Source organism: Pseudoflavonifractor capillosus (genome assembly GCF_016902575.1).
Taxonomy (GTDB): domain Bacteria; phylum Bacillota; class Clostridia; order Oscillospirales; family Oscillospiraceae; genus Enterenecus; species Enterenecus capillosus_A.
Genome location: NZ_JACSNZ010000031.1, coordinates 1 through 21596 on the forward strand (window position 1 = coordinate 1; position 21596 = coordinate 21596).

Genomic DNA, 21596 nt, shown 5'->3' on the forward strand with positions numbered 1-21596 from the left:
GGACGACCCCACCCAGGCCCCCATCGTCAACTGGCGCTCTGCGGGACAACTGCTTTACACCAACTGGCTCAACTACTATGTCTATCAAACCACACCGTACGATTTAAGGGAGATTTCCAATGAGGATTGATTTCGAAGCGGTGCGCAACAACCAGGAGATTCGCACCTACATCACCCAAGCAGATGCTTCACTCATTGCTCTGGGCTACACCGAGCACTCCTTTGCCCATGTCACCAAGTGTGCCTCCACCGCAGCCCAGCTGCTCCAAGACCTGGGATATGACCAGCGCCATGTAGAGCTGGCCAAAATCGCCGGGTTTATGCATGACATCGGCAATGTGGTCAACCGGGTGGATCATGCCCAGAGCGGGGCGGTGATGGCTTTCCGCATTCTGGACAAAATGGGCATGGAGCCTGCGGACGTGGCCACCGTCATTACCGCCATTGGAAACCACGACGAGCACACCGCCCATCCAGTCAACGCCGTGGCTGCCGCTCTCATTTTGGCAGATAAAAGCGATGTGCGCCGCAGCCGGGTGCGCAACGAAGATACCATTAACTTCGACATTCACGATCGAGTGAACTATGCCGTAGAAGAATCCAACCTGATTCTCAACAAGGAAGCCGGCACCATCACCCTTTCCATTACCATTGATACAGAGATCTGTGCGGTGATGGACTACTTTGAGATTTTTCTCTCCCGTATGCTGTTGTGCCGTAAAGCCGCAGAGTTTTTCTCTCTGAAGTTCCAACTCATTATCAACAACTCAAAGGTGCTATAAGATGCTACACGTGACCAATCTCCGTCTGCCTGTGGAAGCAGACCAGTCTACCTTATATCGCAAACTGGCCAAGCACCTGGGGGTGTCCGTCAAGGATTTGTCCCAGGTCACCCTCACCCGCCAGTCCATTGATGCCCGCAAAAAGCACGACGTGCACTATGTGTGCTCAGTGCGGGTCAAGGTACCCAACGAGAACGCCATCCTCCGGCGTCAGTGCAAGGGCGTCTCTCTATGGGAAGAAAAACCCTACGCCCTTCCGCCCCTGGGCCGCACTTCCACTCTCTCCCCTGTGGTGGTGGGCACCGGCCCTGCCGGACTGTTTTCCGCTCTGACTCTGGCCCGAGCTGGATTAAAGCCCATTGTCCTGGAACGGGGCGGCGACGTGGACCAGCGCACCCAAGCCGTGGAGCAATACTGGGCCACCGGACAGTTGAACGCAAAATCCAATGTTCAGTTTGGGGAAGGGGGTGCCGGTACCTTTTCCGATGGGAAGCTCACCACCGGCATCAATGACTCCCGCATCAGCCATGTCTTCCGCACCTTTGTGGAGCACGGAGCACCGGAGGACATCCAGTGGTCCCACAAACCCCACATCGGCACCGATATTCTCCGCCAGGTGGTAAAGTCCATGCGGGGCGAACTGCTGGCTTTGGGGGGAGATGTGCGCTTCGGACACCAGCTCACCGGGCTGCACATTCAAGACGGAGCCATCACCGCCGTGGAGATCACCCACGACAGCCAGATGTATTTCCTCCCCTGCGATACCCTGGTACTGGCTCCCGGCCACTCTGCCCGGGACACCTTCGCCATGCTGCTGGATGCCGGACTGACCATGGAGCAGAAGAACTTCGCCATCGGGGTGCGCATTGAGCACAAGCAAGAGGCCATCAGCCAGGCCCAATTTGGCCCCAGCTGGGACAAGCTGCCCGCTGCCGACTACAAGCTGTCCTGTCACCTACCCAACGGCCGCTCCGCCTTCACCTTCTGCGTATGCCCCGGCGGGCAGGTGGTGGCCTCCGCCAGCGAAGATGGCCAAGTGGTCACCAACGGCATGTCCCTGCGGGCTCGAGACCAAGAGAATATCAATGGTGGATTTCTGGTTGGGGTCGGCCCCGAAGACTTCCCCGGCGACGACCCTCTGGCCGGGGTCCGTTTCCAGGAGCAATGGGAGCAGGCGGCCTGGGCCTACGGCGGCGGCAACCCCATGGCCCCCGCCCAGACTCTGGAGGATTTTCTGGCCCAGCGCCCCTCTAATGGCCCACGTTCCATCCGCCCGTCCTATCGGCCCGGTGTGGTGTGGGGAAGCCTGGAGGGCGTATTGCCCGACTATGTGCTGGACACACTGCGCCAAGCACTCCCCCTCTTTGACAGGAAGCTCAGAGGCTTTGCACACCCCGATGCCGTGCTCACCGGAGTGGAAACCCGCTCCTCCTCCCCCGTGCGCATTGTCCGAGGGCCCGACCTGCAGTCCGTCTCGGTTCAGGGTGTGTATCCCTGCGGAGAGGGTGCCGGATATGCCGGAGGCATCACCTCCGCCGCCGTGGACGGCATTAAGGTCGCCGAAAAAATTATTGAAAAAAATATTTGAGCACAACGCAATATTTTCGTTCTCTCCCACGTTATATAGATGAACAGAGGTGAAACCATGATCCTATTCACATCGGTCGTGCCCGTCGAGCGCTCGGGGCACAGCAACCACCAGTTGGATGATCTCATCACTCGGATGGCTCAAGGGGACAAAGAGGCCCTGGCCAGCCTCTATGAAACCACCAAAGCCGCCGTGTACGGTTTCGCTCTGTCGGTTTTGAAAGACGTGGACCATGCAGAGGACATCACCCAAGACACCTTTATCCAACTCTACCACAGCGCCGGGGCCTATCGTTCTCAGGGAAAGCCCATGGCCTGGATCATCACCATCACCCGCAACCTGGCCCTGTCCCGGCTGCGGGAGCAGTCCCACAATCTTCCCCTGGAGGAGACCCATCTCACCCGGTTGTCCCACAACCCCATGGTAGATCAGGAAGATCTGCTCACTTTAGACACCCTACTCTCCCTTCTGGGTGACCAGGAACGACAGATCGTCACGCTCCACGCCCTGACTGGGCTCAAGCACCGGGAGATTTCCCAACTATTGTCCCTGCCATTGCCCACAGTCCTTTCCAAATACCATCGTGCCATCAAAAAACTGAACGCCGCATGGAAGGAGGCAGACTGAGATGACCCACGAAGAAATTCACAAGCGAATTCAACAGGCGGCCACCCACGCTGCCCCCAATCAACTGGATGCCATCCTTTCCGCCTGCGAGGAACAGAAAGGAACTGTGATCTCTATGACAAATCAAAAGAAGACCCGTTGGCTGGCTCCTCTGTCCGCTGTTGCCGCCCTGGCCATTGTAGCCGGCAGTATTTTTGGCGTCTCCCAATTCCAGCAGGCCAAAGCCACTGACTCCGTGGTGACCCTGGACATCAACCCCAGCATCGCCCTGTCCATTGACTCCAAAGAGAATGTGCTGGAGGCCACCGCTCTCAACGATGACGCCAAGGAAGTCCTGGGCGGGATGGAACTGGAGGGCACCAACCTGGAAACCGCAGTCAACGCCCTCATCGGCGCCTGCCTCCAAAAAGGGTATCTGGACGAGCTGGAAAACGCTATCTTGGTTTCCGTGGAAAACTCCGATGCCGCCAAAGCCACCCAGCTCCAAACCGAACTGACCACCACCATCTCCGGCGCCTTCCAGTCTGGCGCCATTCTGACCCAAAATGTCACCGTCAGTGAGGAACTGGCCCAGCTGGCCCAGCAGTACAACATCTCTGCCGGAAAGGCCAGCCTGATCCAAGAGGTGATTGCCCAGGACAGCACCCTCACCTTCGACTCTCTGGCCCCCTTGTCCATGAGCGAGATCTCCCTCATCGCCTCCTCCCGCAACCTGTCCACCACCGGAGTGTCCCAGACCGGTTCCATCAGCGACCAGGCCTATATCGGCCAGGATGCCGCTCTCAAGGCCGCTTGCCAGCATGCTGGCATCGCCACTGCCGATGTTCAGGGCCTGAGCACAGAGTTTGGTTGGGAAGCCGGAACCATGGTCTATGAGCTGGATTTCTGCAGCAACGGCACTGAGTACGAGTACGACATCAACGCCACGGACGGCAGCGTGGTGAAGCAGGAGAAAGAGCCCTGCGACCACGCCTGGCACAACAGCTCCAGCAATACAACAGGCAGTTCCAATACCAGCGGTAACACCAATACCGGAAACAATTCCAACACCGGAAGCAGCTCCAACACCGGAAATAACGCCAACGCCAGCACAGGCGGGAACACCTCCTTCATCGGTGAGTCCGCCGCCACCAACGCCGCTCTCACTCACGCCAAGGTGGACAAGAGCGCTGCCCAGTCCCTCACCGTCAAGCTGGACTACGACGACGGCACCGCCTGCTACGAAATCGAGTTCTGCTGTGCCGGTGTGGAGTACGACTACGAAATCAATGCCTCCACTGGCGCCGTGGTGAAGGCTGAGCAGGACACCTGCGACCACTACGCTCACCGCAACACTTCCAGCAGCAATAATAGCAACAGCAACAACAACCAGAATCAGAATCAAAACCAAAATCAGAACCAGAACCAAAACCAAAACGGCAACAACAACAGCTCCACCAGCACGCACATCGGCTATGACGCCGCCCTGCAAGCGGCCTGCAAACATGCCGGGGTAAATGCCTCCCAGATCACCCGCGTGGAGAATGAGTTGGACTATGACGATGGCGTAGCCTGCTACGAGATTTCCTTCCACTGCAACGGCATGGAGTACGACTACGAGATCAATGCCACCAACGGTCAGGTACTGAAATACGAGTCCGAGCGTGACGACTGATTTCCCCACACGCAAAAAGCCTCGAGACCATGGTCTCGAGGCTTTTTATGTTTTCTTACGGGTTCAGGATTTGCTCCAGCTTATCCTCCCATCCGGGGAAGATGGGTCTCAATGCAGTATCCTTGCCGTTCTCAGTGACGGTAACATAGTCCCCAGAGCCGCACACACAAGACACGTACACCGCTTCTCCACCATCCAGCTCTACGGTGAAATCATAGTGGGTCAACTCAGGCTGGCTGCGAATCCCCGAGGAGATTCTGCGGATGAACAAGGTGTCCTCCATGAGCTTCTGGAACTCCTCCGCCTGCTCCTGGGTGAGAGTAACCTTTGAAGCGTCCTTGCTCTCCATGTGCTCATACCGGGAGGCAGTGATCTCGCCGTCTGCCGTCAGCCGATCCACCCCCGCCACCCATCTGCCGGGAACCACCAACCAGGCCAAAACAATCACCACAACCAATACCACTACACCCAGGGCAATCATTTTTTTCTTGCGCATATCAAAGCCTCCTTTTCTAGGTTTTTCAGTTTCATCTTACCATAGCCCTCCCACCCTGTCCAACCATTTCTCTTGCCCATACCGTAGAAAATGTATATAATAAGACTTCAACTTCATGTGATGTAAGGAGTCTTTGTCTATGCTCACCCGTCACCCCAACTATTACCCCAGTTTCCACTGCTTGGGCGGAGACTGCCCCGACACCTGCTGCCGGGACTGGGACATTGTCCTGGATCAAGAAACCATAGAGGATTACCAACACGCTCCCGCCGTTCTGGCCTCCCGGCTGGCAGAAAGCCTCACCACAGATGAAGACGGGGACACCTGCTTTCGGCTGGACAGCCGGGGGTTTTGCACCATGCTCGCCCAGGATGGACTGTGTGCCATCCAGAAGGAGTGGGGCGAGGCCCATCTGTGCGGACACTGCGGAGCCTATCCCCGGTTCATCGAGGAGTATGGATGCCTCACCGAGTCCTCTCTGGCCATGTCTTGTCCCGAAGCTGCCCGGCTGCTGCTGGAAAGCCCGGCCTTCCAGATCGTGGAGGAAAATGACGGCCAGCCAGATCAACCCTTTCCCGACATTCCGCCTCAGCTGCTGGCGGGGCTGGAGAGTTCCAGAGAAGAAGCACTAAACGCCATGGCACAAGGCCGTTATACTGTCTGGGAGCGTATGCAGGGGGTTTTGTCCCTGGCCCAAGGGTTACAAACAGTTGTGGAAGGGGAAAATTACCCCGACATGGTCCACACCCACATTTCCCTCCACCACCTCGCCCACACCGAGGAAAGCAAGGACTTTGCCGTCAGTCTGTGCCGTTTTTTTGCCTCCCTGGAGCCTCTGCGCCCCACCTGGCCTCAGCGTCTGGATAAATGCCGCCAAGTGTTGGAGCAGATCTCCCAAGATCGTTACCAAGAGCTGTGCCACCAGTTTCAAGACCACTTTCCCCAATGGGAGCAGCATCTCTCCAATCTGGGATGCTATCTCATCTTCCGCCACTGGCACAAAGCTGTCAACGACGACCAGCTCTACGGGCGGGCTGCCTTTATTGCGTGCAGCATGATCCTCCTCTACCACCTATTCCTGGTGGAATGGAAGGCACATCAAGCTCTCCCCCTGTCTGAAGAAATCGCCATCTGCTGCGCCTTCAGCCGAGAGGTGGAGCACATGGAGGAAAACCTGGCCCTGGCTGTGGACACCTGTGCCACCTTAGACCCTGCATCCATCTATTTCCCTCAATGACAAAAGGAGTTCCCACTATGGATATTTCCACTTTGGTTGCCAATCAACACGCCTACTTCCGCACCGGCGCCACCCTCCCCGTCTCCGCCCGGCTGGAAGCTCTGGACCGGCTGCGCCGCAACATCTGTCAGATGCAGCCGGACATCGAAGCTGCGCTCCAGGCAGATTTGGGCAAACACCCTTATGAAAGCTATTTCTCCGAGATCGGCCAGGTGCTGGAGGAACTTTCCCACCTCCGTTCCCACCTGCGCAAATGGGCCAAACCCCGCAAGGTGCGCACACCTATGACCCTTTTCCCCGCCAAGAGCCGCCGCTATCCTCAGCCCTACGGGGTGGTGCTGGTGATGTCGCCCTGGAACTACCCCTTCATGCTCTCTATGTCTCCGGTGCTGGGCGCCATTGCAGCGGGCAACTGCGTCATTCTCAAACCCTCTGCCTATGCTCCCGCCACCTCCCAGGTGCTCTCCCAACTCATCGCCTCCACCTTCGACCCCCAATTCGTCACCGTGGTACAGGGCGGGCGGGCAGAAAACACCGCCCTGCTGGATCAGCGTGTGGACTACATCTTCTTTACCGGCGGCGTCACCGTGGGAAAGGAGGTCATGCGCCGAGCTGCCCAGAACCTCATTCCCATCACCCTGGAGCTGGGTGGAAAAAGCCCCTGTATTGTGGACGAAACTGCCGATATCCCCTTGGCAGCCAAACGCATTGTGTTCGGTAAGTTTCTCAATGCCGGACAAACCTGTGTGGCTCCCGACTACGTCCTGGTTCAGGAATCGGTGAAAGACCAGCTGGTGCAGCATCTCCAGCAGGCTGTGGAAAGCACTCTTGGCCCCGATCCCCTCTCCAACCCAGAGTACGGCAAGATCATCAACGATAAACACTATCACCGTATCCTGGGCCTGCTGGAAGGCCAGACCATTCTCTGCGGCGGACAGGCCCGGGACGGCAAAATCGACCCCACCATTTTGGACAACGTAGATCCCCAATCCCCGGTGATGCAGGAGGAGATTTTTGGCCCCGTCCTCCCTGTCTTGACCTATTCCTCCACCCAGGATGCGGTGGACTTCGTCTCCAACCGGGAAAAGCCCCTGGCCCTATACCTATTCTCCCGCAGCCGGGAGATGCAGCACACCGTCACCACCCACCTGTCCTTCGGCGGCGGTTGCTTCAACGACACCATTCTCCACCTGGCAACCCCCTATCTCCCCTTTGGCGGGGTGGGGAATAGCGGCATGGGCTCCTACCACGGCAAGGCCAGCTTCGACACCTTCACCCATTACAAAAGCATTCTGGTGGGCAGCCAGCACATAGACGTGCCCCTGCGATACCATCCCTATACCGAATCCAAGTTGGGATTCCTCAAAAAATTTGTGAAATAGGAACCCCCCGGACATGTCCGGGGGGGCAATAGTCAAAAAGGCCGCCGCAGAAGTTCAACCTTCCGCAGCGGCCTTTTCGCCTTCATCTTACAGCTCCACGCTGCCGGTGTCGGTGTCGTTGACCACATAATAGGCCACGCCCTCTTCCGGCTTGACGTATACGCAGAACTTCTTCATGGAGGCAGCCTTGTTGCCCAAGGCCAGGTAAGCCTCCTTGGCCTTCTTCACGATCTCAGCCATATCCCATTCCTTGCCGGCAAACTGCACATAGGCAAGCTCCACCTTCTTCGTGGTGGTACGGGTGGTCTTCTTCACAGGCTGCTCCACAACCTTCTGCTCCAAAGCGGCTTCAGCCTTAGCAGGCTCAGCCACAGTCTTCTTCCGAGCCGCAGTCACTCTCGCCATCCGATATTCCTCCTTTCCTTACGTCTTTCCAAGGGAATGTACCCGATTCGCTTCTGCAAATCCTAGCCTATTTTACTCCCCTATCCAGGTATTTTCAAGTCGCTGCGCCCATTTCTTCCCTTTTGAACAGGAGCGCCCCCACATATATTCCACATTTAGGAAATAATCACCAAAAGAAAAAGGACACACCATACGGTGTGTCCTTTTTCTTTTGGTGCGCGAGGCGGGAGTCGAACCCGCACGCCCTTGCGAGCACTGGCACCTGAAGCCAGCGAGTCTACCAATTCCACCACTCGCGCAAGTGGTCGACTGCCTCAGCAGCGAAGGTAATGATACCATAGCAGCATACAAATGTCAATGCCTTTTTTCAGTTTCTTTTGACTTTTTCAAAAGCCCTCTCCAGGCCCCTCCTGTCATGCCAACCAATGTAGCTGCACGAAAGCATTGCTGCCACAGTGAACCCCTGGCACAGACGGAATGGACTTTTGCATAGCATTGAAATGAGCCTATGGATGCCAAAACAAAAGCACCCGCTTTTGCAGGTGCTTTTGTTTTGGTGCAGTTGAGCAATCCAAATCCGAACCTGTTTTCTGATCGGCCAATGCGGTTTTGAGGTCATCAAAAGTGATGGTCGTTGTCCCTTCCTTGTAGTTGAAGGTTATCACCATTTTGTCATCGTACAGGAAAATAGCGTTGATAAAAGTGTCAATCAGCATCTTACGGTGGGACTTTTGCCGTACATCCAGTTTGCGGAAGCGTTGGAGCCAGAAGGTCATAAACTCGGCGCTGACCTTGGGCTTTGCCAGCTTCTCGCAGGCAATCTTGGTTTCCACTTCCTCTTTTGTGGCCTCAAGTTCTTCCAGACGGCTTTTCGTGGACTTGGTTAAGATTCCCTGCTGGATGGCATTCAACAGATTTTGAATGGCCGTGTCCGCCTCCCGCAACTGCTGTTCATAGAGGGGAAGATTGACATTCTCCCTGTCCTGCAAGTCCATCAGCATGGACACAATGGCCTCTATCGCCTCATCGTCCATCACCATTTTCATGGTTTCGCTGACTACCAAATCTTCAATCCATTCTTTGCGGACAGACTTCTTGTGGCACTCGGTGCGCTTCTTCTTGACGGACACGCACTTATAGTAGTGATGGACATTCCCTGTGTGGCTGGTGCCACTCTCGCCACAGAGATAGGCCCCACAGTAGCCGCAGAACAGCTTGGTCGTCAACAGATAATCGTCCTCGGCCTTGTGACGGGCCGGGGCTTTCTTGTTCTTCGCCAGCTTCTCCTGCACCCGGTCAAAGAGGTCTTGGGGGACAATAGCGGGAATGCCATCCGGCACCACAATGTCCCGGTAGGTGTATTCTCCGATATAGCGGCGGTTGCTCAAAAGGTGCTGCACGCTGTTGTAGGTCATCTTCTGGCCCCGTGTATTCTTCACACTCTGTTCGTTGAGCCAGTCCCGGATCTGGGTCATAGTGGCCCCCTCGTCATACCGCTGGAACGCCTCACGGACAAAAGGGGCGGTGAGCGGGTCAAGCTGGAAATACTGGTCGCTGTCAATCAGATAGCCGATAGGACGGGTGCCGCCGTTATACTTGGATTTCAAGGCATTTTCCGTCATGCCCCGAACTACCTTTTCGGACAGGTCAGCGGAGTAGTATTCGGCATAACCCTCCAGCACGCTTTCCAGAATGATGCCCTCGGCCCCGTCGGAAATGACCTCGGTGGCGGACACCACCTTGACCCCGTTCTTTTTCAGAGCGGCCTTGTAGCGGGCGCTGTCGTAGCGGTTGCGGGCAAACCTGTCCAGCTTCCAGACGATAATCATATCGAATAAGTGCTTGCCGCTGTCCTTGATCATGTTCTGAAATTCCGGGCGGTTGTCGGTCTTGGCGGAAAAGGCCCGGTCAATGTAGTGGCGCAGGATGGTGATACCGTTCTTCTCGGCAAAGGCGGTACACTCTCTAATCTGGCCCTCAATGCTTTCCTCCCGCTGGTTGTCGGAGGAATAGCGGGCATAGATAACGGCTTTCATATTCTCACCTCGCCGCTTGTTAAAATACCCATCATTTGACTTGCCTGCACGATCCGTTCAAAAGCTTCTCTTTGTGAGCAAGTTAGATTTGCGTGCATAGAGGGGTTCCGGTAAGCCATAAAAGCACCCTCAAAGATAGACTTAACACCTTTACGAAAATTGGCTCCGCTTATTTCTGATGTATCGCAAAACTGATAGAAGCCATTGTCTGAAAGTAATGCGCCAATTAAACCCGCTGCATCTTTAGGAATGGGAGAGTTCGGTTTTCCTTCCTTAAACAATTCTCGCATTCGAGTTTCAACTTCTTTAATGGCGGCTTCACCGGCGGCGGCAAAATGACCATCACAAAACAGCCCTTTTGAAACAGCAATGATTCGAGGGTGAATGTCCTGCCAAAACCGAGTATCTATCGGTTCCGAAGAAATGTGTTTGATAATTATGAAAAGCTCTCCAAACGCGGCTGAATTCAACAGCATCATGCCATAAGGAGGCTGGGGAGCAGAAAAAAGTATGTTCTTTATCTCTAATAATTCATGGCCATAAAATGGGTATTCGTACTGAATATTTGTCGAAATCGTCTGCAACTCATTTTGTATTTTCCAACAATCGGTTTGGAGAAACGCTGGTAAGGCTCCTGTTGAAAGTTGGGCGTTGGTACGCTGTAGCCAGTCTTTTATTGCAGAAATTTCTTTTTCATATATAACCTTCATTCTCCATCCTCCATCATACGGAACAGTGTTTCCTTTAGCTTTTCGTTCATAGGAGATTGTGGGTCAAAACACATCTCAATAAAGCGCCGCATTTCCTCGCGCTCTGGAGCGGCTTTAGGCTTAAACTCGTATATTACTCCCTGGGGCTTGTCCGTCCGGGCAAAGATATAATCTAAGGATACATCAAAGTAATCTGCATAGCGGCGGAATAGTTCCACAGATGGGGTGGACTGCCCATTCTCATAGCGGTTGATACTGGACTGTGTGGAGCCGATGGCCTCGGCCATTTTTACCTGCGAAAAACCAACACTTTCCCGCAGAGCCTTCAAACGCTTACCCACTTCTTTCATCTTTCAACCTCCTATCCGGGTTAACTTTATTGTAACCCGAATAACGTGAATTTTCAACTCGGAAATAAAATTTTCTCTATGCGTTTTCTCCCATCTCGGCCCGCAGGCCGAATAAAGAAACGGCGCAGACCAGCCCACCATTCATGGGCTGATCTGCGTCGTTTCTTTGGGTTTTGGATGGGGTGCGGACCATAGATGCAGAAATGCAATCTGTGGCCACACACCGACAAAATCGGGGGTTTCCAAAGGGGGCTTATGCTCCCCTTTGGCACACGACCTTGCTTGCAAGGTGTAGTGTGTTATACCTGCTGGCGCGGCTGACAGGGGAAACGGGGGGGCGATGCGGTTTGTCCCCAGCTTACACTGGCAGGAAAACGGGCAGGAGTTTTGTGAGCGGACGGGAAAAAATCCTGTTCGTTTTCAGAGAGCGGCGGTAGGTATATGCGTCGTACTTTTGCACAGGGCACAACAGACATGAATTATCGCGGCAGCACTTTTACCAACGTTTCGAGTCGATCTTTATTTTCTTGACGAGTCCTTTTTCTATAACCCAACTTATCGCAGATATACTCGATTTTTTGAGCAAAAATATCCACACTTAATTTGGACATACACAACTCACCTTCTTCATTCCTCGAACTTGTGTGCCACTGTTGCTCATCGTCCAAAGGATGCTCTGGTCGGAAATCATATATGTTAAAAATCTTATGCTCAATTTGGGTTATCCACGCTGCCCCCACCTCAATTAGCGCACCCCATGATTTCTTTGTATTGTTGCTTGTAACAAAAATCACATATATCTTTTGTGTTGAATAACTATCGACGAAGAAGTCACGAAGATAATCATAAATTCCAGATTTTCCAACGTCGCCTTCCGGGATGCGCGACACTTCATCATCGCAGTTTGTATATATAATATCCTCTGGCGGCACATTATTAAATACAAGCATATTATATACAACGTCAGCCAAGTCCTTATCGGGATATGTCTGGCTTATTAAAATTTTCTTCTTCTGAGTGTCAATTATACTCTTGATACCCATATCCGGGCTGTTAGAGTTAATCTCTTCGGAAAGTATTGATTCTACTTCATTTGCCTTGTCAGTAGAAATCCCAAATCGTGTTGATATTTTTTGCGCTGCTTTTTTAGCGGTGTTCTTTCGAAAAGAATCAACGGACCGGCGAAAAGATGCTTCATTCTCTCGTTGCTGTTCTAATTTCTTTTCTTCTTTTTTCTTCTTTCCAAGGTTGACAAAAACATCCCGCTTTTTCAAAACATCTGGAAGTAGCGTGTTTCGAACATAATCCAAAACTGCTTGATACCGTGGGTCGTCAGATTTATACCCTTGTCTATTACTGAGTGCCATATCTGGTAGCTCAGTAAGTTCAAAAATATCTACATGAAGCTGGCCGACCACATATACTTCCGGCAATTTGTTTTGACCGACAACCGGGAGAATATTGAATTCTCCCATTTTCTGATTAGCGTATAATGAAATAAAGTTGTCCGGGAAATCCGTCAACTCCGCTTTTCGTCCGCGCGTTGATGTATATGTACCTATCCAGCCCTTAATTTCCACATTGTAGTCATGTTCGACGTTTTCTTTGTCTTTCATTCTGATAGGGACAGTCGCTAAGGGTCTATTATCTAAAAGGTCTGCAATTCTTCCCGGGAAAGGTGTTTTGAAATAAGCCTCTAAGTGTTTGAACTCATCTCCTAAAGTTATTAACGTAGATAGTTCTGAAATCATTTCCTTATCGAAATCTTCTATAATTACCGTCTCTGTGCCGCGACATAAATGAATTTTGAAGTCTTTATTAACTAACGGGAATATTTTCAGAAGGTTTCTCTTTATGGCCTTTAGGGTGCTATGTAATTTATACTGAGGACTTTGCATCACAATTGAAGTCCCGTTACCAGATATTTTTTCAAAGGTTATTTGTTCATCTGTAAGTGGAATAAGCAAATTATTCTCACCTATATGGCGTGAGAGTATAAAACCAGACTTTTCTCCATCATTTATCGTCTTAACAAGTACATTCTCGGATACGGAAAGTGCCGCCAGCTTGCCAACTCCTTTCCGCCCCATTTTCTTCCTATTAAGCGGCGTATAAGAATCCTCTTTGCTGTTTCGTGATACGGCAGCCACATTAAGGTATTTCTGAACATCCCCTTTGGCATAAGACATCCCTTTTCCATCATCTTCAACCGTAATATCATCCTTATTAGCGATGATATACACATTATGTGCATCAGCGTCATATGCATTTGCAATCAGTTCGGCCAAAACGTAGTAAATGTTAGTGTACAGACTTGGCCCAAGCAATTCCAGAATACGCGGGTCAATATTGAGTTTATACTCCTTGTTCATTTTTATTCACCGCCTTCTTTCTCTTTTTTGGCAGGCTGCTAATTATACTTTGTCCGATGATTTCTCCAAGTCTTGGGGGTACGGCATTGCCTATGTGGCGGGCAATTTTCCTGATTTGAATCGGCTCTTCAGGTGGAACGAACTGATAGTCCGGAGGAAATGACTGCAAGATTGCTCCTTCTCGAAGAGTAAGTGCTCGATCTTGATCAGGGTGTCCAAAACGTCCAGTCCCATATCCAATAAATTGCGTTGTTATCGTTGGGGATAGATCATCCCACCTCATACGACCATATACCGATGCATATGTTTTACCCTTTTCTGATTTGTGGCACTTTAACTTTAATGCATCGGGCCAATCGCGCCAAGTTCCACCTGGACGAGAGTTCCTTATTCGCTGCAAATTGATGCTTGACAATGCCGGCGCGATATGCAGTGCATCATCCTTATCTGCTTCTCCTGCTTTAACTTCTGGCAGGTTTCCAATTGCCTCTCTCACTGTTATATATCGCTCATGCGTCGGTGTTGGAATCTTTATTTCTTTTCTCTTTGACGCCAACAAAATCAGACGTTTACGCCGTTGAGGCACACCGTAATCCGCCACATTAACCACATCATAATTGACCACATAGTTCTCCTCTTTGAGAGTGTTAACAAAATCTAAAAACACCTTTTCTTTTTGAAGTTCTGGAACATTTTCCATCGAAACAATATGCGGTTTAACCTCTTTTACCAATCTGGAAAACTGATATAGTAATTTCCAATCTTTATGATTAGAGCGGTGCTTTTTATCCTTTTGATGACTTGAAAAAGGTTGACAGGGGGCGCACCCAACTAACACTTTCACATCTGCCCCACGAAGCAGCGCACGTACTTCTTTTCCAGTAACCTCATCAATGCTCTTTTTTATAAACTGAGAATGGTTGTTGTGTGTATAGGCATATTCGCATGAACCATCAATGTCTATTCCCGCCACGACAGGGATACCTGCTTTCTGCAACCCGCATGTTAGGCCACCCACGCCGCAAAACAAATCAACTGCTTTGATTGTCATCTACGTTTCCCCCAATATCCATCAGAGTTAACGCATTATCTTATCTAATTGCTCGACCAATGCGCTCTCATTTTTCTTCTTCAACTCGCACTCCCAAATCCGCAACACCGTCCAGCCGCGCGCCTCGAACATGGCCGTTACTTCTCTGTCGTGTTCCATGTTCCGTTCGCGCTTCTTCTGCCAGTATTCTTGATGATCGGCAGGGCGAGTGTTTCGGCAGTCGTGTCCATGCCAAAAGCAGCCGTCCACAAACACGGCGATCTTTTTCTTTGGGAATACGAAATCTGGATGCCCTTTTACTGGGTAGTTTCTACGCCAGCCCGTAATTCCGTTCTGTTTGAATATTTCAATTAACCGCAGCTCGGTGGACTTGTTCTTTTTGGACTTGACCTGACGCATAATGTCAGATCGTTTTTCCGCATCAAAAACATCCGCCACGACAAATCACCTGGCTTCAAACTCTATGCGGAGGCTAGGATCGGTTTCCGCCTCCAGCACAATTTTGTTGTACCGGGCGATGATACTGGAGAGCGTGGAGTTCCTTTTGGCCTCGTCAAAAAGGCTGTGTTCGTAGACGTTCGCAGACAAGAACTGCTGAATATCCCAAACTTCGACGCGTCCGGCCAGTCCGGCATCCTCTGCAAGATTAAGCGCGGTATGTACGCGCTCAAAAATCGTGATAATAACGGGGTGGCAACCAGCGCGGAGATTTGCTTTACATTTTTCAATCAGTAACGCTCCGGGCATAGTCGTACAGTGAATGACTGTATTGCCTATGACAAAATCGCCGTTTCGGTCTGTGGGGCCGTCCGCCACAGAGGCTCCGTGGATTTCAAAAGAATCTTCCGGCAGAATTAAGCAGAGTTTTGCCGCCACAAGATGCTGCAACACAGTGCCAAGATACTGCGTGCCGGGATTCTGCTTTTGACGCTTTTTTGCCTGTTCAAAAAGGTCGTCCAGATTTGCGCCGATTGTTTTTGATGTATCTGCGGTCAGAACGAACGGCTGATTTCTAAAGTATTCGCGCACCTGCTCGGCCCAAAAGGCCTCGACTACGGAGAAATCTACCGCTTCCTCTGCGTTCCATGCGTTCAGAAAGTCCACATATTTAATCATCAGGCCCATGCTGCCTCTGCTGGTTCTCCCACCTTCAGAAGACAGTTGCTGGGTGATGCCGTGTTCCTTCAAAATCTTTTTCAAGTTGGCCCCGCCAAGCCCAGCGACCTGCCCTTTGCTACTTGTCTGGAAGTCGTCAGGGTTCAACGGGAAAGCCTTATCTCTCACCATGCGAGTAAACTGCACGACCAAAGAGAGAGGCCCCTTCGTGGTGATATGATTTTCAGATTGAAACGCCTTTAGGCGTTCTTCGGGACTAATCATCGTATACCGCCTCCGCAATTTTGGTTAGGAAACGTTCTCCTATAAACTGCGCGACCGGCGCGGCTACTGCGTCGCCCATCGCTTTATATCCGTCGTTATAGCTTCCGGGAAGTTCAAAATTATCCGGCGCTCCCATAAGTCTGGCCGCTTCGCGTACGGTCAAGAGGCGGGCGTGAACCTGGCCGTCCTTCTTGACAACCAGATACTGTTTGCTGCTCCCGCCTTCCGGCGTCCGTAAGCAACCGGCAATTCCATCAAAGCGCAGCTCCAGCTGCTGCTTTCCGTTTCGCGTCCTGCGATAACCTGTGACGTATGCAGTGTCGTGTGTCCGCAATTTTGCCCAATGCCGTTCGGGAACCAACTTCAAAACGTCATCTTTATCAAAGACTGCGTCATCCTCGACAATATCTTTGAGAGATGTGGTTCGGCGCAAAGGCTTTTCCGTATACCACCAAATCCATTCCGGTAGTTCACGGCCCAACTGCGTTGCAACGTTGTTATGCAGCCAACATGGCCCGTCGCCTATCAATTCCTCCGGGATAGAGCAGTCCTTCTGCACAGCGATAATAAATACTCTTGGCCTGGACTGTGGAACAAAATGGGAAGCATTCAGCAAAACAGCTCCGCAGCGATACCCTCGCTCTACAAGCGCCATATGAAGAACCCGGTAATTATCGCCGCCGTTTGTCGAGAGTAAGCCCGCCACGTTCTCCAACAAGAGAATCTTTGGTTTATCGTCCATCTCGTCCAATACGCGCAGCCATTCCCAAACCAAACCGCTGCGGGACGCATGAATTCCACCGATAGAACCAGCCAGAGATAAATCCTGGCAAGGGAAGCTAGCCCATGAAAGATGCGCGAAAGGCAGATCAGCGCCTTTGACGTTCTTGATGTCATCCAGAATAAACCGTTCACACCCGAAATTAGCTTCGTAAACAGCCGCTTTCTGATCACTGATATCGTTTGCCCAAACCGGCGTGAACATTCCTCTTAGTCCATACGCAACGAGACCGCTACCTGCAAAAAATTCATGCATCGTCCAGGGAGCGGAGGATAGGTCAATATTCTGTTTTTGATACATGGTGCTTTGAAGGATCATTTCTTTCCCTACCTTGTCCTCGTTTATCGTTTGTCGGCTTCTCCGCATTTTCCGGGATAATCCAGATACGGCTCATACGCGTCGCGCCTGCGATGCGGTTTTCTTTACATAATATCTGGACTTGCCGCGGGGTTACGCCCCATTTTTCGGCGGCTTCTTGAACCGTTATATATCCATTCACTTGCGACACCTCATAATCACTATGGATGCGTACAACAAACCAAGTATATTATATTCGTTTAAGCGAAATAAGACAAGACTTTTTTAACGCAAGTAGTTCACCTTCTTATAAAACCGACAAAATAATTTTGAAAAGTAGGAACAATAAGTATATACTTATGTCGTAAAATAATAGATGATTAAAATAGGAGGAGAAAGTCGGCTCTATGAGTAAACCAAAAGCGCAAACCCAAGTGATTTTTCCGTTTGACAGCAACATCCGCTATCTACCTCTTGTCTATCTTATCCCGGAAGACCAGATCGTCAGGTATCCTGCGCTGAATATACTGCCACGGTGTCTTTCTGAGATAGCGGCATCCGAACCGATGATGGACTTGCTCGATAGCGACGCTTTCTTGAAGGACATCATGGATGCCACCGCTGCTTTGGCTTTTCCGCACTTTGGCTTTGGCGGGTGGAAAGAACACTACACTGGCTACTGTCCAGTTTGGCGGCTCTCCTATGCGCTACCACTTTGGGCCAGCTTAATAGAGCAGGAATGTGGTTGGGGGTTGCAGCTTTTATTTCGCATGAAGCCTGGAACACAAATTCCGTTCCCAGACGCCGATCAGGTAAGAGAATTATTTGCCCATGTGGTGAAGCGTGCGATTACGGAGCAGGGGTGGCAACCAATTTTGGACATCGTGCGAGAAATGCCCTGCGATGAAGATTTTGAAAAATGGGATACCAACGCTCGCAAAGACTTCCTCCGCAGGTGGTATCACACCCGCTCCAAGAAGGTACAGCCCGTTTCACTGGAAGGAATGCTGGAAAACAGTGATGACGACAGTCCTATTTTCCATATTCCAGATCCAAGCCAAAATGTAGAGGAATATGTGATCGCTAAGGACTTTGTGGAACGGTTTTTAAAGACCTTGCCCCTGAAAGATCGGCAGATTGTTGAACTGAGACAGGATGGATTTACTTACGAGGAAATTGCGGACAAGCTGGGGTATAAAAACCACAGCGGAGTTATCAAACGAGTGGAGGCGGTAAAAAAGAAACTTCAAAAGTACAGATGCAGCGTATGAAAGCCACGCAGACCAGAAGGTTGAGCGTGGCTTTTTTGCGCTCAAGCCGGATGAAAAGAGGTGAAAATTTCCCCGAATTTTTGAAGGATCGCCGTTGAATGAACGATTGACTGTTTTTGTGTCGGTTATTTTCTGGAGAGCGCGCCACCGTGAAGCGAACGGATTTCACGGTTTGGCGGGCTTTTTTCATTTCCAGCAAATCCCACACAAAACAGCGAAACCGAATATTGCTCTTTGTGGGGCAGACATGGAAAGGAGAGAGAACAATGGGCATTCGAGAAGAAATCAAGTCCTATATCGTCCGTTCTGGCATGACCATGACAGAGGTGGTGGATAGGCTGTACGACGATTACGATTGGAGCCGCAGCGTCCCCAATCTATCTGGCAAATTGCGTCGGGGTTCCCTGCGATACCAAGAAGCCGTGGAGCTTGCGGATGTGCTGGACTATGACATTGTCTGGGTCAAGCGTAAGCGGTAAGGAGGTACAATGGCACAAAAAGCACAGCACGCAATTTTACGCTTTGCCAAACACAAGGCGGGGCCGGCAGGGGCATTGGAAGCCCACCACGAGCGCACAAAGGAGAAGTACGCCAGCAATCCCGATATTGACATCAGTAAAAGCAAGGACAATTTTCACATTATTCAGCCTACACAGAAGTACCGAAAGGAAATTGACACTCGCATCAAGGCGGCGGGGTGCCGCACCAGGAAGGACAGCACTATGTTTGTGGACACGCTGATTACTGCCAGCCCGGAGTTCTTCACAGGCCGAAGCAAGAAAGAAGTACAAGCCTACTTCACCGAAGCGGTAGCTTTTATGGAAAAGAAGGTGGGCCGAGGGAACATCTTCTCCGCCGTGGTACACATGGACGAGAAAACGCCCCACCTCCACCTGTGCTTCACCCCCATCACGGTGGACGGGCGGCTGTCCGCCAAGGAGATTTTGGGCAATCGGGCGCAGCTCTCCCAATGGCAGGACGAGTTCCACGCCCACATGAAAAAGGCGTTCCCCGTCCTCAAGCGGGGCGAGAGCGCCCTTGTCACCAAGCGCAAGCACATTCCCACATGGTTGTTCAAGCAGTCCGTAGACCTCACCCGGCAACAGCAGGCCATAGAAAAGGCGGTGTCGGAAATCGGGGTACTGAACGCCGGGAAAAAACGAGACGAAATTTTGGAAATGGTGGGGCCGTACTTCTCCCGGCTGGAAAAGCATTTGGGACAGATGAAGAAGTACCAAGCCACCATCGACTATCTGACGCAAGAGAACGAGGGCTTGAAGGAAAAGGTCAACAGCGAAAAGAGCATACAGAAGCAGATGGAGGTGTTGACACTGAAAAAGGAAAACGAGCGGCTGCGGCGGTTTGTGGACAGTATTCCCCCTGAGGTGCGTCGGATACTCAGAGAGCAGCAGCGCCAGCAGAGACCCAAAGATTACGATCTGTAAACCATCTTTAAGAAACACGGAGGTACATTTGGGTAGAAGAAAAAAGCTGATCAACAACACCGATATTCCTCAGCACCAGATTGAAGCAATCGCCCGCTGTATCATGCCGGACATTCTCGCTTTCTACGAGAGCGAGGAGGGCCAGCGGGAATTTGCCGAATGGAAGAAGCAGAGAGAAATGGAGAAGCAAGAGTCCAAAACAGAATAAGGGCATAGCAAAGGCGGGGTGTCACCATTTTGGATGACACCCCGCCTTTTTTGCATTTATGTGGCTTTCTTCTTTTTCCGTGGCCCCCTTGGCTTGGAGGTGGGCTTTCGCTTCACCCCGTTGCGGAAGTAGGCGGTTTCGTAACGGTCAAAGAAAACAAATAATCCGAACCCATCACCGATTGGAAATAGGTTCGGATTATATTGGTTTGGTGCGGATGACGGGACTCGAAAATGGGAGATTGTCTTTTTCCCCCTTTCTTTGTGCAATATACCCCCTGTTATTGCTGGTTTTTCCGTGGTTTCTCTCCGCTTTTCTGCGTCCTCTTGGAATGGCCTTTGACCAAAACAACGACCAAACAACGACCAGCCAACGACCAGGAGGGCAGCAAAAAGCCGGGGCCTCACGCCCCGGCTTTTTCCTTGTCCCGCTCCATGGTCTCCTCAATGGCACGGGCTATAAATGCGTTCACGCTCTCCCCGTGTTCCGCTGCATGGGCCTGTATGGCTGCTTTGCGGCCCTTGGGGACTGTCAGGTTAATGCGGTCATAGTTTTCCTTCTGCCAGTTGTTCTTGTACTCCGTTTTTCCTGCCACAATACCACCTTCTTTCTGGGGGAGCCTCTAAATTTTTTGCATCTCCTCCACTATGGCTATATTATACCCGATTTGTCAATCGTGCGCAAGATTAAATATACATAAAATATCGTGCGCAAGATTGTATGGATTGCCAATAGTAAAAATCGTGCGCACGATGTATAATAAGACCATGGAAAGGGGGAACACCCCCAGAGATCAGGAGCGGGAAACGCATTCCCCGGTAACAGGCAAGGGCCGTGAAAGGACTCACGCCCCGCTCCCCCCACACAACAACAGGAGGTGCGCACCATGAGTGCCAACGAACTGGAAAAGAAAGTCCGGGAGCTGCGACAGCTCCAGAGCCTCATCGAGGAGGCCCAAGCAGAGGCTGAGGCCATCAAAGACCAGATTAAGGCCCACATGGGGCAGGCTGAGGAGCTGCGAGCGGGAGAGTATAAGATCACCTGGAAGCCCGTCACCTCCTCCAGGCTGGACAGCAAGGCCCTCAGAGCCGCCGCCCCTGAGCTGGTGGAACGCTTCACCAAGACCACCACCGCCCGCCGCTTCTGCGTGGCCTGAGCGGGAAATACACCCCCCTGGGAGCGGGTCATGGTAGCCCGCTCCCACCTGGTTATTTTCGCAAGTGCATTTGCCCATTTGGACAAATGCAAGTTGCCGTTTCCACCCCCTTCGCACATCATCCCCCGCCCGGGGGGTGGTGTGCCTTTTTTTGCTTTCGTGAAAACCCGGTTGGTTTCCTGGGTTTTCTCCGGTTTCCGTGGATCCACCCGGCTTCTCCCGGTTTCTGACCCCCCCTCGTGTGCGTGCGTGGCAGGTGATTTCGCAAGAGCCCCTCTCGGTCCCCGTGCTGGGGTGCATCCCCGCACACCCCCCGGGGGGTCTCCTGGGAACCACACCCCCCTCCCGCATCACGCCCGCTGTAATTT

Annotated in this window: 24 protein-coding genes and 1 tRNA gene; 12 read left to right on the forward strand and 13 right to left on the reverse strand. The window is 51.8% G+C overall.

From position 1 onward, the window contains the following. The 5 genes from H9X86_RS08960 to H9X86_RS08980 form a co-directional block, all read left to right on the forward strand. Nucleotides 1–130 (forward strand): homoserine O-acetyltransferase/O-succinyltransferase family protein (locus H9X86_RS08960; protein ID WP_204901211.1); only part of this gene is annotated, 130 nt, incomplete at its 5' end. Then, nucleotides 120–782 (forward strand): HD domain-containing protein, encoded by a 663-nt coding sequence (locus H9X86_RS08965; protein WP_204901194.1) that lies wholly within the window; start codon nucleotides 120–122, stop codon nucleotides 780–782. The genes H9X86_RS08960 and H9X86_RS08965, both read left to right, overlap by 11 nt. Before the next feature lies 1 nt (nucleotide 783). Continuing rightward, the gene (locus H9X86_RS08970; RefSeq protein WP_204901195.1) at nucleotides 784–2370 is read left to right on the forward strand and encodes an NAD(P)/FAD-dependent oxidoreductase; all 1587 of its coding nucleotides are present in this window, start codon (nucleotides 784–786) and stop codon (nucleotides 2368–2370) included. 57 nt (nucleotides 2371–2427) lie between these two features. Next, entirely contained in the window at nucleotides 2428–2997 is a 570-nt protein-coding gene (locus H9X86_RS08975; RefSeq protein WP_204901196.1) for an RNA polymerase sigma factor, read from the forward strand. A gap of 1 nt (nucleotide 2998) precedes the next feature. Then, on the forward strand, nucleotides 2999–4651 hold the full coding sequence (locus H9X86_RS08980; RefSeq protein ID WP_204901197.1) for an anti-sigma-I factor RsgI family protein: 1653 nt from the start codon (nucleotides 2999–3001) through the stop codon (nucleotides 4649–4651). Between the two features lie 55 nt (nucleotides 4652–4706). Here H9X86_RS08980 and H9X86_RS08985 read toward each other — a convergent pair whose 3' ends face one another. After that, complete coding sequence (locus H9X86_RS08985; RefSeq protein ID WP_204901198.1) at nucleotides 4707–5147, reverse strand: hypothetical protein; 441 nt, start codon at nucleotides 5145–5147, stop codon at nucleotides 4707–4709. 139 nt (nucleotides 5148–5286) lie between these two features. Here H9X86_RS08985 and fliB point away from each other — a divergent pair, with 139 nt between their 5' ends. Beyond that, nucleotides 5287–6384 (forward strand): flagellin lysine-N-methylase, encoded by a 1098-nt coding sequence (gene fliB / locus H9X86_RS08990; RefSeq protein ID WP_204901199.1) that lies wholly within the window; start codon nucleotides 5287–5289, stop codon nucleotides 6382–6384. 17 nt (nucleotides 6385–6401) lie between these two features. Beyond that, nucleotides 6402–7766, forward strand: coding sequence for an aldehyde dehydrogenase (locus H9X86_RS08995; protein ID WP_204901200.1), 1365 nt, complete (start codon nucleotides 6402–6404; stop codon nucleotides 7764–7766). An 87-nt stretch (nucleotides 7767–7853) separates the two neighbouring features. Here the strand turns inward: H9X86_RS08995 and H9X86_RS09000 are convergent, their stop codons facing one another. The 11 genes from H9X86_RS09000 to H9X86_RS09050 all read right to left on the reverse strand — a co-directional run bounded on the left by H9X86_RS09000 (nucleotide 7854) and on the right by H9X86_RS09050 (nucleotide 17350). After that, complete coding sequence (locus H9X86_RS09000; RefSeq protein ID WP_204901201.1) at nucleotides 7854–8171, reverse strand: DUF6465 family protein; 318 nt, start codon at nucleotides 8169–8171, stop codon at nucleotides 7854–7856. Nucleotides 8172–8383: 212 nt separating this feature from the next. After that, nucleotides 8384–8470, reverse strand: a tRNA-Leu gene (locus H9X86_RS09005). A 207-nt stretch (nucleotides 8471–8677) separates the two neighbouring features. Then, entirely contained in the window at nucleotides 8678–10207 is a 1530-nt protein-coding gene (locus H9X86_RS09010; protein ID WP_204901202.1) for a recombinase family protein, read from the reverse strand. Beyond that, complete coding sequence (locus H9X86_RS09015) at nucleotides 10204–10917, reverse strand: TIGR02391 family protein (protein ID WP_022345031.1); 714 nt, start codon at nucleotides 10915–10917, stop codon at nucleotides 10204–10206. The genes H9X86_RS09010 and H9X86_RS09015 overlap by 4 nt, the downstream gene beginning before the upstream one ends. Continuing rightward, nucleotides 10914–11267, reverse strand: coding sequence for a helix-turn-helix domain-containing protein (locus H9X86_RS09020; RefSeq protein ID WP_204901203.1), 354 nt, complete (start codon nucleotides 11265–11267; stop codon nucleotides 10914–10916). Before H9X86_RS09020 ends, H9X86_RS09015 begins: the two co-directional genes overlap by 4 nt. 479 nt (nucleotides 11268–11746) lie before the next feature. Next, nucleotides 11747–13639 carry an ATP-binding protein gene (locus H9X86_RS09025; protein ID WP_204901204.1) on the reverse strand — a complete coding sequence of 631 codons (1893 nt, stop codon included), beginning with the start codon at nucleotides 13637–13639 and terminating at the stop codon, nucleotides 11747–11749. Continuing rightward, nucleotides 13623–14690 carry a DNA cytosine methyltransferase gene (locus H9X86_RS09030; protein WP_204901205.1) on the reverse strand — a complete coding sequence of 356 codons (1068 nt, stop codon included), beginning with the start codon at nucleotides 14688–14690 and terminating at the stop codon, nucleotides 13623–13625. Before H9X86_RS09030 ends, H9X86_RS09025 begins: the two co-directional genes overlap by 17 nt. Nucleotides 14691–14717: 27 nt before the next feature. After that, a complete protein-coding gene (locus tag H9X86_RS09035; RefSeq protein ID WP_204901206.1) occupies nucleotides 14718–15128 on the reverse strand; it encodes a very short patch repair endonuclease in 411 nt (136 codons plus the stop codon). 6 nt (nucleotides 15129–15134) lie between these two features. After that, the gene (locus H9X86_RS09040) at nucleotides 15135–16070 is read right to left on the reverse strand and encodes a DUF4928 family protein (RefSeq protein ID WP_204901207.1); all 936 of its coding nucleotides are present in this window, start codon (nucleotides 16068–16070) and stop codon (nucleotides 15135–15137) included. Then, complete coding sequence (locus H9X86_RS09045) at nucleotides 16063–17169, reverse strand: DNA cytosine methyltransferase (RefSeq protein WP_207752634.1); 1107 nt, start codon at nucleotides 17167–17169, stop codon at nucleotides 16063–16065. Before H9X86_RS09045 ends, H9X86_RS09040 begins: the two co-directional genes overlap by 8 nt. Next, nucleotides 17129–17350, reverse strand: coding sequence for a helix-turn-helix domain-containing protein (locus tag H9X86_RS09050; protein WP_204901208.1), 222 nt, complete (start codon nucleotides 17348–17350; stop codon nucleotides 17129–17131). The genes H9X86_RS09045 and H9X86_RS09050 overlap by 41 nt, the downstream gene beginning before the upstream one ends. Nucleotides 17351–17555: 205 nt before the next feature. Here H9X86_RS09050 and H9X86_RS09055 point away from each other — a divergent pair, with 205 nt between their 5' ends. The 4 genes from H9X86_RS09055 (at nucleotide 17556) to H9X86_RS09070 (ending at nucleotide 20072) form a co-directional block, all read left to right on the forward strand. Continuing rightward, nucleotides 17556–18419: an RNA polymerase sigma factor gene (locus H9X86_RS09055; protein WP_204901209.1), complete on the forward strand. Its 864-nt coding sequence runs from the start codon at nucleotides 17556–17558 to the stop codon at nucleotides 18417–18419. Between the two features lie 266 nt (nucleotides 18420–18685). Then, nucleotides 18686–18898 carry a phosphoribosylglycinamide formyltransferase gene (locus H9X86_RS09060; RefSeq protein ID WP_072849870.1) on the forward strand — a complete coding sequence of 71 codons (213 nt, stop codon included), beginning with the start codon at nucleotides 18686–18688 and terminating at the stop codon, nucleotides 18896–18898. A 9-nt stretch (nucleotides 18899–18907) separates the two neighbouring features. Continuing rightward, on the forward strand, nucleotides 18908–19864 hold the full coding sequence (gene mobV / locus H9X86_RS09065) for a MobV family relaxase (protein ID WP_204901210.1): 957 nt from the start codon (nucleotides 18908–18910) through the stop codon (nucleotides 19862–19864). Nucleotides 19865–19892: 28 nt separating this feature from the next. Next, nucleotides 19893–20072: a hypothetical protein gene (locus tag H9X86_RS09070; RefSeq protein ID WP_122788618.1), complete on the forward strand. Its 180-nt coding sequence runs from the start codon at nucleotides 19893–19895 to the stop codon at nucleotides 20070–20072. A gap of 403 nt (nucleotides 20073–20475) precedes the next feature. Here the strand turns inward: H9X86_RS09070 and H9X86_RS09075 are convergent, their stop codons facing one another. Continuing rightward, the gene (locus H9X86_RS09075; RefSeq protein ID WP_207752636.1) at nucleotides 20476–20667 is read right to left on the reverse strand and encodes a type II toxin-antitoxin system HicB family antitoxin; all 192 of its coding nucleotides are present in this window, start codon (nucleotides 20665–20667) and stop codon (nucleotides 20476–20478) included. A 291-nt stretch (nucleotides 20668–20958) separates the two neighbouring features. On the opposite strand from H9X86_RS09075, the gene H9X86_RS09080 reads away from it, so the two are divergent. Further along, the gene (locus tag H9X86_RS09080; protein ID WP_087373105.1) at nucleotides 20959–21228 is read left to right on the forward strand and encodes a hypothetical protein; all 270 of its coding nucleotides are present in this window, start codon (nucleotides 20959–20961) and stop codon (nucleotides 21226–21228) included. Nucleotides 21229–21596 lie beyond the last annotated feature (368 nt).